This is a genomic window from Pseudomonas sp. R1-7, assembly GCF_051132105.1.
Classification (GTDB): domain Bacteria; phylum Pseudomonadota; class Gammaproteobacteria; order Pseudomonadales; family Pseudomonadaceae; genus Aquipseudomonas.
The window spans coordinates 4,131,108-4,146,346 of sequence record NZ_CP071661.1 but is presented as its reverse complement, the minus strand read 5'-3'; the positions used below and the strand labels follow the sequence as shown (position 1 = coordinate 4,146,346).

General features: G+C 47.5%; 11 protein-coding genes. All 11 read left to right on the top strand.

Features of this window, described 5'->3' with window-relative positions; genetic code table 11:
- Positions 1 to 221: 221 nt before the first annotated feature.
- The 11 genes from rfbB (at position 222) to J3P79_RS18385 (ending at position 15,208) form a co-directional block, all read left to right on the top strand.
- The gene (gene rfbB / locus J3P79_RS18435) at positions 222 to 1,298 is read left to right on the top strand and encodes a dTDP-glucose 4,6-dehydratase (protein WP_434604873.1); all 1,077 of its coding nucleotides are present in this window, start codon (positions 222 to 224) and stop codon (positions 1,296 to 1,298) included.
- Complete coding sequence (rfbD, locus tag J3P79_RS18430; protein ID WP_434604871.1) at positions 1,295 to 2,188, top strand: dTDP-4-dehydrorhamnose reductase; 894 nt, start codon at positions 1,295 to 1,297, stop codon at positions 2,186 to 2,188. Before rfbB ends, rfbD begins: the two co-directional genes overlap by 4 nt.
- A complete protein-coding gene (rfbA, locus tag J3P79_RS18425; protein ID WP_434604869.1) occupies positions 2,185 to 3,075 on the top strand; it encodes a glucose-1-phosphate thymidylyltransferase RfbA in 891 nt (296 codons plus the stop codon). Before rfbD ends, rfbA begins: the two co-directional genes overlap by 4 nt.
- A gap of 57 nt (positions 3,076 to 3,132) precedes the next feature.
- Complete coding sequence (locus J3P79_RS18420; RefSeq protein ID WP_434604867.1) at positions 3,133 to 4,056, top strand: glycosyltransferase; 924 nt, start codon at positions 3,133 to 3,135, stop codon at positions 4,054 to 4,056.
- Positions 4,053 to 5,015 carry a UDP-glucose 4-epimerase family protein gene (locus J3P79_RS18415; RefSeq protein WP_434604865.1) on the top strand — a complete coding sequence of 321 codons (963 nt, stop codon included), beginning with the start codon at positions 4,053 to 4,055 and terminating at the stop codon, positions 5,013 to 5,015. The genes J3P79_RS18420 and J3P79_RS18415 overlap by 4 nt, the downstream gene beginning before the upstream one ends.
- Positions 5,012 to 6,019 carry an MraY family glycosyltransferase gene (locus tag J3P79_RS18410; protein WP_434604863.1) on the top strand — a complete coding sequence of 336 codons (1,008 nt, stop codon included), beginning with the start codon at positions 5,012 to 5,014 and terminating at the stop codon, positions 6,017 to 6,019. Before J3P79_RS18415 ends, J3P79_RS18410 begins: the two co-directional genes overlap by 4 nt.
- A gap of 291 nt (positions 6,020 to 6,310) precedes the next feature.
- The gene (locus J3P79_RS18405; RefSeq protein WP_434604861.1) at positions 6,311 to 7,129 is read left to right on the top strand and encodes an ABC transporter permease; all 819 of its coding nucleotides are present in this window, start codon (positions 6,311 to 6,313) and stop codon (positions 7,127 to 7,129) included.
- Positions 7,119 to 8,462, top strand: a complete 1,344-nt coding sequence (locus tag J3P79_RS18400) for an ABC transporter ATP-binding protein (protein ID WP_434604859.1) — start codon at positions 7,119 to 7,121, stop codon at positions 8,460 to 8,462. The genes J3P79_RS18405 and J3P79_RS18400 overlap by 11 nt, the downstream gene beginning before the upstream one ends.
- The gene (locus J3P79_RS18395) at positions 8,459 to 11,836 is read left to right on the top strand and encodes a glycoside hydrolase family 99-like domain-containing protein (protein ID WP_434604857.1); all 3,378 of its coding nucleotides are present in this window, start codon (positions 8,459 to 8,461) and stop codon (positions 11,834 to 11,836) included. Before J3P79_RS18400 ends, J3P79_RS18395 begins: the two co-directional genes overlap by 4 nt.
- Before the next feature lie 18 nt (positions 11,837 to 11,854).
- Positions 11,855 to 12,991 carry a glycosyltransferase family 4 protein gene (locus tag J3P79_RS18390; RefSeq protein WP_434604855.1) on the top strand — a complete coding sequence of 379 codons (1,137 nt, stop codon included), beginning with the start codon at positions 11,855 to 11,857 and terminating at the stop codon, positions 12,989 to 12,991.
- Between the two features lie 81 nt (positions 12,992 to 13,072).
- A complete protein-coding gene (locus J3P79_RS18385) occupies positions 13,073 to 15,208 on the top strand; it encodes an ArnT family glycosyltransferase (protein WP_434604853.1) in 2,136 nt (711 codons plus the stop codon).
- The last annotated feature ends 31 nt before the right edge of the window (positions 15,209 to 15,239 follow it).

The following is a 15,239-nucleotide window of genomic DNA, read 5'->3' as shown; positions in this document are numbered from 1 at the left end:
AAATCTGTTAAACGCGTCGAATTCGCGTCATGGCGTGTCCATATCCATTAGTAAAACCCTCATTAAGCTGTAAAATGCTGCGCTTGGCCGATTGGAGGCGTTCCTGCATCGGTTCAGACTGACTCTGTCAGAGGCCACGGCTGGCTTGATGGCTTTTGCATTCATGGATTAGACAGTGCGCGGTTGGCGGCCCTGTCAGCAATTTAAGGGTATGGTTTCGCGTGAAAATTCTAGTAACCGGCGGCGCCGGGTTTATCGGCTCGGCAGTCATTCGTCATATCATCTCCAGCACCAACGACTCTGTCGTTAACGTCGATAAACTGACTTATGCCGGTAACCTTGAGTCGCTTGCCGAAGTCAGCCAAAACTTGCGTTACGTGTTCGAGCGCGTCGACATCTGCGACCGGGATCAGGTGGACCGTGTCCTGTGTGAACACCAACCAGATGCCATCATGCATCTGGCCGCAGAGTCCCATGTTGACCGCTCGATCTCCGGTCCGTCTGAATTCATCCAGACCAACATCATCGGTACTTACACCTTACTGGAAGCTGCACGCCATTATTGGGCGGCACTGGATGATGCGCGTAAAGCCGTCTTTCGCTTCCACCATATTTCCACCGATGAAGTCTACGGAGACCTCGAAGGTCCGGAAGACCTCTTCACCGAAACCACGCCGTACCTGCCAAGTTCGCCGTACTCGGCCAGCAAGGCCAGTTCCGATCACCTGGTTCGCGCCTGGAGCCGTACTTACGGCTTGCCAACTCTGGTGACCAACTGTTCGAACAACTACGGTCCTTGCCACTTCCCTGAGAAGTTGATCCCGCTGATCATTCTCAACGCGCTGGAAGGTAAGCCGCTGCCAGTCTACGGCAAAGGCAATCAGGTCCGTGACTGGCTGTATGTCGAAGACCACGCCCGCGCACTTTATAAAGTCGTGACCGAAGGCGTGATCGGCGAGACCTACAACATCGGCGGCCATAACGAGAAGCAAAACATCGAAGTGGTGCATACCTTGTGCGCACTGCTCGATGAACTGCGTCCAGACTCCGCTCATCGCCCACATGCCAGCCTGATCACTTACGTTCAGGATCGCCCGGGGCACGACCAGCGTTACGCGATCGACGCCAGCAAAATCCAGCGCGAGCTGGGTTGGACGCCCGAAGAAACCTTTGAAACCGGCATCCGCAAGACCGTCGAGTGGTACCTCAACAATACTGAGTGGGTGGCTCACGTGAAGAGCGGCAGCTACCAGCAATGGATCGACCAGAACTACACGGATCGTTCGGACAAGGCATGAAAATCCTCCTGTTGGGAAAAAACGGCCAGGTCGGCTGGGAGCTGCAACGCTCCCTTGCGCCGCTTGGCGATTTGATTGCCCTGGACCGGCACCCGGTGGAGGGTTTGAGCGGCGACCTGTCTGACCTCGATGCACTGCGTGCGACGATCCGCCAGGTCAAACCCGACGTTATCGTCAACGCAGCGGCGTATACCGCCGTTGACAAAGCGGAATCCGAGGCCGAGCTGGCCGACCGTGTGAACGGTCAAGCCAGCCAGGTCATGGCTGAAGAAGCTGGATCCTTGGGCGCCTGGCTGATTCACTATTCGACCGATTACGTGTTCAGCGGTGAAGGCCTGGCGCCATGGCAAGAGACCGATGCCGTCGCCCCGGTGAACCGCTACGGCGCCAGCAAACTGGCCGGCGAGCAAGCGATTACAGCCTCGGGCTGCAAGCACCTGATCTTCCGCACCAGTTGGGTTTATGGCGCGCGCGGCAACAACTTTGCCAAGACCATGCTGCGTCTGGCCAAGGACCGCGACACCCTGAGCGTTATCGCCGACCAGATCGGCGCCCCGACCGGCGCAGATTTGATTGCTGACGTGACGGCTTTGGCCATTCAGCAAGTCTTGCAGCGTCCTGAACTGGCGGGCCTGTATCATCTGGCGGCCGCCGGAGAAGTCTCTTGGCACGGCTATGCCCGCCATGTGATCGGTTTTGCCAAGGCCAGCGATGAAGAACTCGCCGTTACGGCGATCAATCCGATAGACACAACCGCTTACCCAACACCGGCGCGCCGCCCTCTGAACTCAAGGTTGAATACTCAGAAGCTGCGCGACAATTTTTCTCTACACTTGCCGGATTGGCAAAGTGGTGTCACTCGAATGCTGATGGAAGTCTTGAATAAATGACCACGACAAATCGTAAAGGCATCATTCTCGCTGGCGGCTCGGGCACTCGTCTGCACCCGCTGACCCTCGGCGTGTCCAAACAGATGCTGCCGATCTACGACAAGCCAATGATTTTCTATCCGCTATCCGTGCTGATGCTCGCCGGCATGCGCGAAATCCTGATTATCTCCACCCCTGAGGACCTGCCGTGCTTCCGCAAGTTGCTGGGTGACGGCAGCCTGTACGGCATCAAGCTGACCTACGCCGAGCAACCTAGCCCGGACGGCCTGGCACAAGCCTTCATCATCGGCGAAGAATTCATCGGCAAAGACCCTTGCTGCCTGATTCTGGGCGACAACATTTTCTATGGTCAGCACTTTTCGGATAACTTGCGTTCCGCCAGCATTCAAGAGCACGGCGCGACTGTATTTGGTTACCACGTGTCCGATCCTGAGCGTTTCGGTGTTGTCGAGTTCGACGGTGCCGGCCATGCCTTGAGCATCGAAGAAAAGCCGCTGAAGCCAAAATCCAGCTACGCGGTGACAGGCCTTTATTTCTACGACAATCAGGTTGTCGAGATCGCCAAGAGTATCAAGCCATCCCCTCGTGGCGAGTTGGAAATCACTGACGTTAACCGCGCATACCTTGAGCAAAAGACCCTCAACGTCGAAATTCTCGGCCGCGGCTTCGCCTGGCTGGACACCGGTACACATGATTCGCTGCTGGAAGCCAGTCACTTCGTGCATACCATCGAGCAACGTCAAGGCTTGAAGGTGGCGTGCCTGGAAGAGATCGCCTATCACAATGGCTGGATTACTGCCGAGCAATTGGGTGCTCAGGCTGATGCTCTGAAGAAGACTGGCTACGGTCAGTACCTGCAGAAACTCCTGGACTCGCCTTCCCACTGATTCGAAAGCTCGATCCTTTTCGACCAGTAGCGTCTAACCGGTGCAAGCAGGAATAGCATGTCAGTACAGCGTCCCAAGGTTGCAGTTCTATTAGCTGCCTATAACGGTATGCAGTGGGTTGAAGAGCAGTTGGCTTCAATCCTGGCCCAGACGGGCGTTGATGTAACCGTTTATATCAGTGTCGACCCATCAACCGACTGTACCGAAGCCTGGTGTAGAGCTTATGCCGATCGGCATGATAGTATCATTGTGCTTCCTCCCGCTGGAATCTTTGGCGGGGCATCGCGCAACTTCTTCAGGTTGATCCGCGATGTCGACCTTCGGGGCTACGACCTAGTCGCCTTTGCTGATCAGGATGATATCTGGAATCCGGACAAGCTATTGCGTGCGGCCAATATCATTCGAGTGCGTAGCCTCGACGCCTATTCCAGCAATGTAGTAGCTTTTTGGCCTGATGGAACAACCCGTTTATTGGACAAAGCGCAGCCTCAGGTTGCCTGGGATTTTTTGTTTGAGGCCGCGGGACCAGGTTGCACTTATGTTATGTGCAAGAGTCTTGTCGATTCGCTAAAGAGTTCTATGCTAAATAACTGGCAGCCATTGCAAGAAGTCAGCTTGCACGACTGGTATTGCTATGCCTTTGCTCGAAGTCATGGGTACCGGTGGTATATCGATCCGAAACCGTCTATGAGCTACCGGCAGCATGAGCAGAACCAAGTAGGTGCTAACATAGGTTTGAATCCGCTTATTGCCCGTTATAAAACCATTCACGACGGTTGGTGGTTCAATCAGGTGCAACTGATTTCGCATTTAGTGGGGCTGAGCACAGATCCATTTGTAAGCACCTGGTTGAAATTACGACGCAGGCAACTTATCCAGCTTTCCTTCAATGCTTGGCGTTGCCGGCGGCGTGTGAGAGATAAAGTTTTTTTCTTCTGTATCTGCTGGGCGACTGCGTTGATAGGAAGCAAAACGAAATGACAGTTGTTAACGTCTTGGTGACAGGGGCAAGCGGATTTGTTGGGGAGGCATTGGTATCAAGGCTTCTGGTTGATAAGGTGTTTACCCCGATCGCTGCTGTTCGTGATGCAACGCGCCTGCACGGTTTATGCCGCGTGATGCCATTTGACCTGTTGGATAAAAATTCTCTACCTAGGTTGAAGGGAGTACAGGTAGTTGTTCATGCCGCCGCCAGAGTGCATGTGATGAACGAAACCACTCAAGATGTCCTTGCAGAATTTCGCAAAGTCAATGTGGCAGGCACCCTTCGTCTAGCCCGACGGGCTGCAGAGGACGGAGTAAAACGGTTCATCTTCATCAGTTCGATAAAGGTAAATGGTGAAAGTACTCGCCCGGGAAAACCATTTAAGGCCGATGATCGTCCTGCTCCTGTCGATCCCTACGGGGTATCCAAGTACGAAGCTGAAGAGGCGTTGAAGCAACTAGGTCGTGACACAGGTATTGAAATAGTAATCATCCGACCCCCGTTGGTGTATGGGCCTGGGGTAAAGGCTAACTTTCTGACCATGCTGAACTGGCTGAGGAAAGGCATTCCTCTACCTTTGGGCGCGATACATAATCAAAGAAGTTTAGTGGCAATAGATAATCTGGTAGACCTTATTATCGTGTGTATCAATCATCCAGCTGCGCGGAATCAAGTGTTCTTGGTCAGCGATGGAGAGGATTTATCTACGTCCCGATTGCTTCGTCAACTGGCTACCGCGTTGGGCAGGACAGCTAGACTGGTGCCACTGCCCGAGAGGTTGTTGCAGTTTGTGGGATCATTGTTGCGAAAAAGAGAGGTTATTCAACGTGTTTGCGCTTCACTTCAAGTTGATATTGAAAAAAATCGCGAAATATTAGGGTGGACTCCGCCTGTTGATTGGCAGGTCGCCATGCGTCAGACCGCAGATCATCACATGGAAAAAAAAGTTAAATGACAGTTTGGTGGTTGTTACTGCCCGTACTAGCTACTTCTTGGGGATTGACGCTTGTCTTGCGTCGTTACGCCTTATCTAAAAGTCTTATGGATGTGCCGAATGAACGTAGCTCTCACAAAGTAGCCACTCCACGAGGCGGAGGGTTGGCTATCGTCGTGTCCTTTCTGCTGTCGCTTCCCTTCCTGGAAAGTCTGAGTCTGATGCCCGCTCCAGTGCTGTACAGCCTGTTGGGTTCGGGAGGGCTCGTTGCGGTGATCGGGTTCGTCGATGATCACGGACACATAGCTGCCCGCTGGCGGCTGCTCGGACATTTTGTTGCTGCACTCTGGGCTCTTTACTGGCTGAATGGTCTCCCACCCGTTGTTTTATTCGGTACCACCGTCGATATGGGATGGTTTGGTACCATCCTGGCACTGATATACTTGGTCTGGATGCTAAATTTATATAATTTTATGGACGGTATCGACGGTATTGCCAGTGTGGAGGCCATTACTGTTTGCCTTGGGATGTGTGTCGTTTACTGGGCGATAGGCAAGTTAGATCTTGTTGCTGCACCTCTAATGTTGTCAGTTGCTGTTGCGGGGTTCTTTTTTTGGAATTTTCCTCCAGCAAAAATTTTTATGGGAGATGTTGGCAGCGGCTTTCTCGGCATGATTTTTGGCGGGCTAGCGATTCAGGCATCATGGAGTGACCCGAAGCTTATGTGGAGTTGGATTATCTTGCTCGGTGTTTTCATAGTCGACTCGACATGGGCGTTGTTAAGTCGATTAATAAATGGAAAAAAAATATACGAAGCGCATTGCACTCATGCTTATCAGCATGCGTCCAAAATATCCGGATCTCATTTAAAAGTTACGCTGTGTGTAATATTGATAAATCTGCTGTGGCTATTACCAATTTCTATTGGGGTGGGCACTGGCGGGTTCGATGGCGCCTCGGGGTTGCTCTTATCCTGGATTCCGCTTTTCTTTCTTGCTTTTAGATTTAGATCGGGAAAGGATTAGTGGCAGGTTATTCCACTTTCTCTAAGTTAAGTGTCAAGAGATTTTTACGATAAGTTTTCCTGCCAGTAGCGGCAAATGCGTAGATTTTGGTCTTGACATTTTGGTTGCTGTGGTGATAGCTGGAAATTGCTTGTTTTCTGAAGAGCGGAATCGGGCTCAAAGTGGCCAATTTTATACAAATATGCGACCCTAAACCCCATTCTGGACGGGCGTAAACTCTTTAAACGTTGCCAGGGCTAGTCTAATGGTTAAAGCTATAAGAGAGCACAAAATGATAGAGGTCGATACTTGATGCGCGCATTTTCATCTACACCTAAAGAGATGATTCTGAGTCTGTATCGTCATCATGGCTTGATCGGGGTGCTGATCGAGCGAGAAGTAGTCGGACGATACCGTGGATCATTTATGGGGATACTTTGGTCTTTCTTCAATCCCATTTTCATGTTGGCGGTTTATACGTTTGTATTCAGTGTGGTATTTAAAGCGCGGTGGAACTCGGGGAGTGATTCAAAAACCGAATTTGCATTGATATTGTTCGCGGGTCTTATCATGTTCAATCTATTTTCGGAGTGTGTTGGGAAAGCCCCAAGCCTGATTCTGGCGAATATTAACTACGTGAAAAAAGTCGTTTTTCCCTTGGAGATACTTCCGTGGGTGGTGCTGGGGTCTGCGTTGTTTCATACATTCATTAGTGTTTTTGTATGGTTAATAGTTTATTTGGCACTTTACGGGTTGCCCCATGTTTCGGTTTTATTGCTGCCACTGATCATTTTGCCATTGTTATTTTTTATTCTTGGGTTGACATGGGCGCTTTCATCGCTGGGCGTTTATTTGCGTGATGTTTCGCAGTTTATCGGAATTATTCTCACCGTTTTAATGTTCCTATCACCCATTTTTTATCCGGTAGAAGCATTGCCAGAAGAGTATCGCTCTCTACTGAATCTAAATCCGTTAACGCCCGCTATCGAAATGGCTCGGTCTGTAATGTTTTGGGGAAAAGTACCCAACGCTTTCAGTTGGGGATTTTATTTGCTGGGCTCTCTGGTTGTCGCTTGGGTAGGGTTTGCTTGGTTTCAAAAAACAAGGAGGGGGTTTGGCGATGTGCTCTGATATCGCAATAAGAATAAGTGAAGTCAGTAAATGTTTTCATATTTACGACAACCCCCGTGATCGCTTGCTGCAAATGTTAACGCCAGAGATCAAAAAATATTATCGAGAGTTTTGGGCGCTAAAGTCCGTCTCGTTCAACGTTAAGCGAGGCTCCACGGTTGGCATCGTTGGTAAAAATGGATCCGGCAAATCTACGCTTTTGCAGTTGATATGTGGCACACTAAGTCAGAGCAACGGAGAGGTTGAAACCAACGGCAGAATAGCGGCATTGTTGGAGCTTGGGTCAGGATTCAATCCGGAGTTCACTGGGCGCGAAAACGTCTATATGAATTCCGCAGTATTGGGGCTTACTAAAGATGAGGTGGATAGCCGATTCCAGGATATTGTTGATTTTGCGGATATTGGGCTTTTCATAGAACAACCCGTTAAAACATATTCCAGCGGGATGTTGGTGAGATTGGCATTCGCAGTCGCTATCAATGTTGATCCTGAAATTTTGATAGTAGACGAGGCGCTTTCTGTAGGAGATGAGCTCTTCCAGCGTAAGTGCTTTGCCCGAATCGAGGCAATCAAGAACAAGGGGGCGACAATCCTTTTCGTGTCTCATTCGGGAAGTACGATAGTCGAACTCTGTGATAGTGCGATACTGCTTGATTCAGGTGAGGTATTGGCATCAGGAGCACCCAAGGATATAGTTGCTAAGTATCAAAAGTTGCTATATGCGCCTCCCGATAAGCGCGAGGTAATCTGTAACGAAATTCGATTGTCTGGCAGCTCGAAGTGTGAAAGCCAAACATTAAGCGCGACGGAAGACTCTGAGGGAAAAATCGAAGAATCGTACTTAGAGTATTACGATCCTCATCTTAAGCCCACGTCAACCATTGAGTTTGAGTCACATGGTGCCTATATTTCTAACCCTGAAATAAGGAATAGCGATGCGAAAATGGTCAATAACCTGCATCGAGCCGGGGTGTATAGATATTCATTTGATGTCAGATTTGAAGTTCCGGCATTCGGTGTACGTTTCGGAATGGTGGTAAGAACGACCACCGGTTTTTCATTGGGCGGTGCTCATAGCTCCTCTTTGAAAGATGCGGTTTCCTATGTTGAATCAGGCACTACTCTAAACGTCACATTTGATTTCAATTGTGCTCTGAATCCCGGCACTTACTTCATAAATGCAGGTGTTTTTGGCGCTATGAGTGCCGGTGGCGAAGAGACTGTACTTCATCGACTGGTAGATGCTTTTGTTTTTAGAGTGTCTCCAGTACAAGAAAATCTGGCTACCGAAATAATAGATTTCGGCTGTGTTTCCGGTGTAACAAAAATATGAACGATTTATTTTCTAACCTCTTTGTATCCTCGCCCAATGGCGGTGGATTGTTCTTTTTGGATTCGGGTGTTGTGTTTAGGTTAGATGGCTTAAGCACGGTAGGTTTGAATCTGGCATCTAATTCGTTTTTACGTGCAATTCAACCCGATGCACTATGGGTTTGTGATGAACAGACGCTCGTGTTAGATAAGACAGCGGTGGACCTTGCCGATATACATGACGTGCTCGAATATGACGATCATTACTATGTTGTAGGAACAACATATAATGAGGTGATAAAGTTTAAAAAAGATGGCAGTGAGGTTGAGCGGTGGCGCGCCCCTGGAGAGGATGACTCTAAGCATCTAAACTGCTTGGCCATTTGGAATAATAGAGTGGTTTATTCTGCTTTCGGCGAGTTTGCCGAACATCGTGGCTATAAAGGAAAGTCAGCCGGCCAAGGAGTCGTCAAGGATCTCGAGACAGGGGAGACGCTGATTACAGGGTTGTCACAGCCTCATAGCCTAGTACAGTATCGCGACAATCTTCTTGTCGCGAACTCGGAAATGAAAGAAATTTGTGAATATTCCGAGTCAGGCGTACTAATACGATCTAAATATTTGAAAGGTTATACAAGAGGCATTTGCCTTTCGGGGAATGTCATTTATGTAGGCCTAAGTCGGTCTAGAAATATTGACAGTTTATCTGTCAATACAGCAACAGTTCTTGCATTGGATGCGGAAACTTGGGAAGAACTCGACAGAGTTGCTATCCCAGCAGATGAGATTTACTCAGTTGTCTCAATAAATAATCATAAACGACTGATTTCAACGCTCGTTTCGTTATTTAGCCAGACAGCCTCCTCACTTGAGAATATTGCTGAAAGTAGACTGCAGGCGCAGGCTATTGCCCATGAGGCAGAACAACTCTCACATGTCAGAGATGTTGAAGAACAACGTCAGCAGCTAGCTAAAGAAATAACGAATCATAAAGCGAGCATTCGTCAGTCGCTCGATGAGAGGGCAGAGTTAAACAAAAAAATAGGTGAACTTTCACAAGAGCGTGCTCTATATCAAAGCATGGTCGAAGAAATTAGGGCGTCGACGAGCTGGCGTTTGACATCTCCGCTCAGAGCAATAGCTATTTTTATAAGGAAAGTCTTCGTGGTATTAGGAAAAATTGTGCTGAGGTGTTATCGCATCCTACCAGTTAGTCAGTATATGAAGCAGAAGCTCAAAAACGTCGCCTTCACCTACCTAGGTTTCCTTTTTCGAAAATCCAGTGCCTACACAACCTGGAAAGAGTTTAGAAGTATCGATAGACGTTGGCATAGCAGTCCGGCTGTGAAGAAGTCTGATCTGACAGGCAAAGGTGTAACTGCTAATGTTGAACTGCCTAATGCAGATGGAGTCTGGGAGTGGGAGGACTATCTTTCTGTCAAGGACCGGATTAAGAGCACGAAAAAGGCACTACTGGAGAAGGTCCGAGTAGATCCTTTACATTTGCTTAAACTGCCTTCCCAAGACTATTTAACAATAGCCTCAAATTTCCAGTTTCCAGAGCTTTCAGAAAATCCGAAAGTAACTATCGTAATTCCTGTTTATAATAATGTGAAGCTGAGCTTAGAGTGTCTAAGTTCTATAGAAAAATTCATTGATTTTGATATATCTTTTGAAATTATTGTGGCGGATGATGCATCTACTGACGAAACCTCTGCGGTTTTTAGTCGGATAAACAATATTCGCTATGTAAGAAATGAACATAATCTTGGATTTCTTCAGAACTGTAATGGCGCGCTAAAACTCGTTAAGGGGGAATATACGCTATTCCTTAATAACGACGTGCAGGTGACACAAAACTGGTTGAAGGTGATGTTGGCCACCTTTGTGGAGTTTCCGAAGGTTGGAGTTGTTGGGCCAAAGTTTGTCTATCCTACGGGGCATTTACAGGAGGCTGGTGCAGCGCTTATGCCTGACGGCGGTGCGGTAATGGTGGGATTGAATCAAGACGCTAATCAACCAAAGTACAATTATGTTCGTCGTGTCGATTATGTCTCGGGTGCTTGTCTTTTGTTACCTACTCACGTGGTTAAAGATATAGGAGGATTTTCGGAGGAGTTTTTGCCATGTTATTGTGAGGACAGTGATCTTTGTTTGAGTGTGAGAGCTAAAGGTTACGATATTTATTATAATCCTGGTGCGACCATCATTCATCATTTGTCCAAGACCACGGTTGACGTCAATGAGGATTTCAAACTTTCTTGTATTGCTAAGAACGTCGGTACGTTGCAACAAAAGTGGAAGGCAACGTTAGTAAGCGGTTCGTCACCGAGAATTATTAGCTTCTACCTTCCCCAATTTCATCCCGTGCCTGAAAATGATCAGTGGTGGGGTAAGGGGTTTACCGAGTGGACCAATGTAAGTAAAGCTCGTCCTAATTTTGTCGGGCATTATCAGCCAAGACTTCCTGCCGATATCGGATACTATGATCTTCGTTTGCTAGAGGTAATGGAGCAGCAGGCGGAGCTGGCACGCAAATACGGAGTGCATGGTTTTTGTTTCTACTATTACTGGTTTGGCGGTAAGCGCTTGTTAGAGCGTCCGGTTGAACAATTGCTTGCTAGTAATACCCCAGATATACCATTTTGCCTTTGCTGGGCGAATGAAAACTGGACACGTCGCTGGGACGGGCAGGAGAATGAAGTTCTTATGGCGCAAGCTCATTCGGTTGAAGATGACATAGCGGTCATTTGTGACCTGATTCGTTTCTTCCGTGACGAGCGATATATCAAGATCGATGGGCGTCCATTGATTCTGGTGTATCGAGTGACGCTTTTTCCCAACTTCGCTGAAACGGCTGCGCGCTGGAGAGAAGTTTGTCGGGAGCAGGGCTTAGGCGAAATTTATATAGCGATGGTCGAGTCATTCGAGCTGGTTAATGCGGGTAACCCACCGTCTACCTTCGGCTGCGATTCTGCTGTGGAATTTCCACCACAAGGCTTGGCCGAGCAAAAAGAGCCTTCCGGTAAATTGCTGAACCCCGGATTTAAAGGAAGCACAGCAGACTATCGAGATCTTGCTGTGAGATATGCCACCCGGCAGGGGCCCGCCTACACCCGATTTAAAGGGGTTATGCCTGGGTGGGACAATACCGCTCGTCGGCAGGACAATAGTTTTTGTTTCGAAAATGCCAGTCCAGGCGCGTTTCAGGCTTGGCTGGAGGAAGCAATCGATGAAACCAGACAGCAGAATTTCGGTGATGAGCAAATCGTTTTTGTCAATGCCTGGAACGAGTGGGCTGAAGGTACCTATCTTGAACCTGACCGTCGCTATGGGCACACGTACCTAGAAGCTGTTAAAAACGCTACTGACGCATCGCGTTTGTTAAAAAAATAACGTACTGGTAAATAAATTATGTCGCGTACTGGTGTGGTAAAAAAAGATGTATGTCTAGTGGGACACCCCTATGCTCCGATAGGGATGGGAGAGCATATTCGCGCATCGTTTCGTTCACTTAAGCGCATTCATCAAACGCCTGGTGTGATCGATATTTATCAGATCGAGACACCTGCGGCCGTTGAGTTGGAAGAGTTCTCCTGCGTCGTAGCTGGGCGTTTAGCGGCTATTAATATCTTTCATATAAACGGAAATGAGATTGAGCAGGCATTGCAGCACCTGAGTAATGTTCATAAGATGGGCGGCTATAACGTAATTTATCCGCTGTGGGAATTACCTATTTATCCAAAAGTTTGGGCAGATCTTCTCGATAAATTTGATGAGGTTTGGGCGCCCTCCAACTTTATTATGGATGGATTAGTGAAGGCGTGTAAAAAAGATGTTTACCACATGCCTTTGGCTTGTGAGATCAGTTTAGATCATTTCCTTGGCCGACGATATTTTGGTATCCCTGAATCGGACTATACATTCCTGTTTTTCTATGACTTGCGGTCATACTCCACTCGTAAGAATCCTGAAGGAGTCGTAGCGGCTTTCCGCAGACTTTTGGAGGCGCGTCCCTATTCCAAGGCGCATTTGGTTGTGAAGGTAAATGGCGTTGAAAGCAATCCTGCGGCCTTCGAAGAGTTGCGTGAGCAGGTCCAAGATTTACATCAACAGGTCACCCTTATCCATCAAGGTATGACCAGTAACGAAGTTAAAAATCTGGCTCGGTGCTGTGATTGCTTTGTTTCCTTGCATCGATCCGAAGGTTATGGCTTTGGTATAGCTGAAGCCATGGTGCTTGGCAAGCCGGTAATTGCAACTTCATATTCAGGCAACCTCGACTTCATGAGTGAGGAGGTTTCATTACCTGTCAGATATGAATTGATTCCGGTGCTTGATGGGGAGTATCCACATCATGAAGGGCAGTTTTGGGCGGATCCAGACAATCAGCAAGCGGCAGAATACATGATACAGCTTGTTGACGATCCCGGCTTTGGTCGAGAAGTAGGGCGCAAAGCAAGTATTCATATGCAAACAAATTTTAGTTTTCGTCAAACTGGTCTTCGATACTCAAATCGACTGGATCGAATTCGGGAAATAATATCCTGAGGTCGATGATTGTGATCCTCTACGTGATGTGACATGTTTGAAAGCGTGTGACGAAGGCAGAACTGAGCTGAGTAATAGCTGATGATTAAAGTACCGCTTAATGAGAGATTGAGAATTTCTGTTCCAGTTCTGCTGCTAATAGTCGCGATGCTTTTTTTTGGCTTTTCAGTTATAGCAGGTGCGCCTATATTTGCATCTGATGAATATGTGTATTTTATCAGTGGGAAATTTAATAGTGATTTAGCATTGATTCATGAGAGAGATCCGCTTCTACAGACACTTTCAAATTTACTGTACTTTTCGATAGTCCGTTTTTTTTATGACTTATTTGGTTCTCAGTTTGTCGTTGGTTATAGGCTTGTCCATGTGATTGAGTATCTAGCCTCGGCCCTGCTTTTGTTTAAGACTGTAACACCGACCATAGGGCAGAAATTCAGTGTATTGGGTGTTGCAGCGTTTTTGATGCTGCCGTCTCAAATTTACATTTATTCCGTTATGCCGGAAATCGAGTTGGTTTTTATTTCGGCTCTTCTTGCGTATGTTATGGTACGTGCTTACCCACGGGCTCCATATATCGCAAGTGCTCTTTCGGGTATTTTGATCGCGATTGCCATCCTTATTAAACCTCATGCGCTAGCAATGTTGTTGGCTACTATTGGGGCTATGTTCGTTTTTCAAGTTATTGCTGATAGACGTAATTGCTTGAGGAAGAGTGGCATACATGTGCTGGGCATGATTATATTTGTATATATCACTGTCATGCTTATTTGGGGCTCTATGAGTAACAACTGGAGTCTTGACCCTTCTAGCGCCTTAGGTCTGTCTTTCTACGGGCAGTACATTGAAACTACTATCGGACAAATCACTTTTCTCAAAAAAATCTCTACCTTTTTCTTGTACTTTTTCATACATGTGGTTGTGCTTTGTTTGATCTTTGGGCCTGTGATTATATGGTCGCTATCTCACATATGGCGTAGAGTTTTTCGGCGCGGTGTCTCACTAGCTCCGGAAAGTTTTGACAAAAGCATGTTGGCAGTCATGGCCTTGGCGCTTATTGGTGTACATGTTGCAATGACCGCTTGGTTCACGGCAGGCGCAGCGTTGCTGCGCGAAGGAGAGGCTTTCCGCCTACACGGACGCTATCTAGGGCCAGCATTACTATTACTGCCAGGGTTATATTTTTACGCAGTGGCAAATCTCGCCCGGCGCTGTCAAAGAATCACACTTGCAGTATCTTTATTTGCTGCTGTGTTCTCCCTCGTTGTTATTAATCGCTTTTTCAAGATGTATCCTTGGGACAATCCACTGTTGTTCGCATTCTTTAATAGCAAAAATTGGTATCAGTGGAATTATAATTCTCAGTTGGCTTATTGGGGCGCGGGAGTCTATCTAGTCTTGTGCCTTGGCCTGGTTTTTTGTTTTTTACAGCGAAAATTCTTCTCCCAAGGATACGCTGTGCTTTTGTTTATGATATTGTCGGCCGGATTGATGCAGACCTATAGTTGGCTCGCAATACACTTGATAAATAATGAAGATGTTTCTGCTAAAAGTCGGGTTCTAGGGCAGTTAATAGAAACGGGAGAATTCGGAGATGGAGTTCTGGTTTCCCAAGAAAGATTTGGTAGAGAATCATACATCCTGTTTAATTTAGGCCAAGCTGTTCGCCCTCTGGATCGTATCCCAGGATCCAGTATCACGCCTCAAGACGTAGTCGGGGCAAGCTGGCTGATAGTGGATGGCGATTATGATCTTAAAATTAAAAATACGCTGATAGCCGATTTACAGCCACTACGTCTGTACAAGATCGAGAGCGAACGTGTTCTTTCTGTCGGCGAAACGCTATTTGTTTCTCTGGCAAATAATAATAATAGAATTATTTTTAAAGGATTTAATCAGTCTGAGGAGTGGGGGGCGTGGACGTCTAGTAGAGAAGCTTCAATAGAATTACCATATAAAGTGGCGGGACGACTGAAAATCAAGCTGTCTGGATGGACGCTTAAAGAAAATGCTTTCGATCCGATCTATATTAAAGTTGGGCAGATCATAACGCCTGTCTTTATGCGGGATGTTAGGGGAGAGTATGAGTTAAACATTGATGTCCAAGAGCCTACCCAACAGCTCATTGTCATGTCTAAAATGTTTAGAGCGCAGGGGGCGGGCAGAACATTAGGTGTAGCACTCTCCTCGCTTTCAATTGAAGTGATTCCGGTACATTGATTCACTTGCATATTAATCTGGTTGAGAGTGT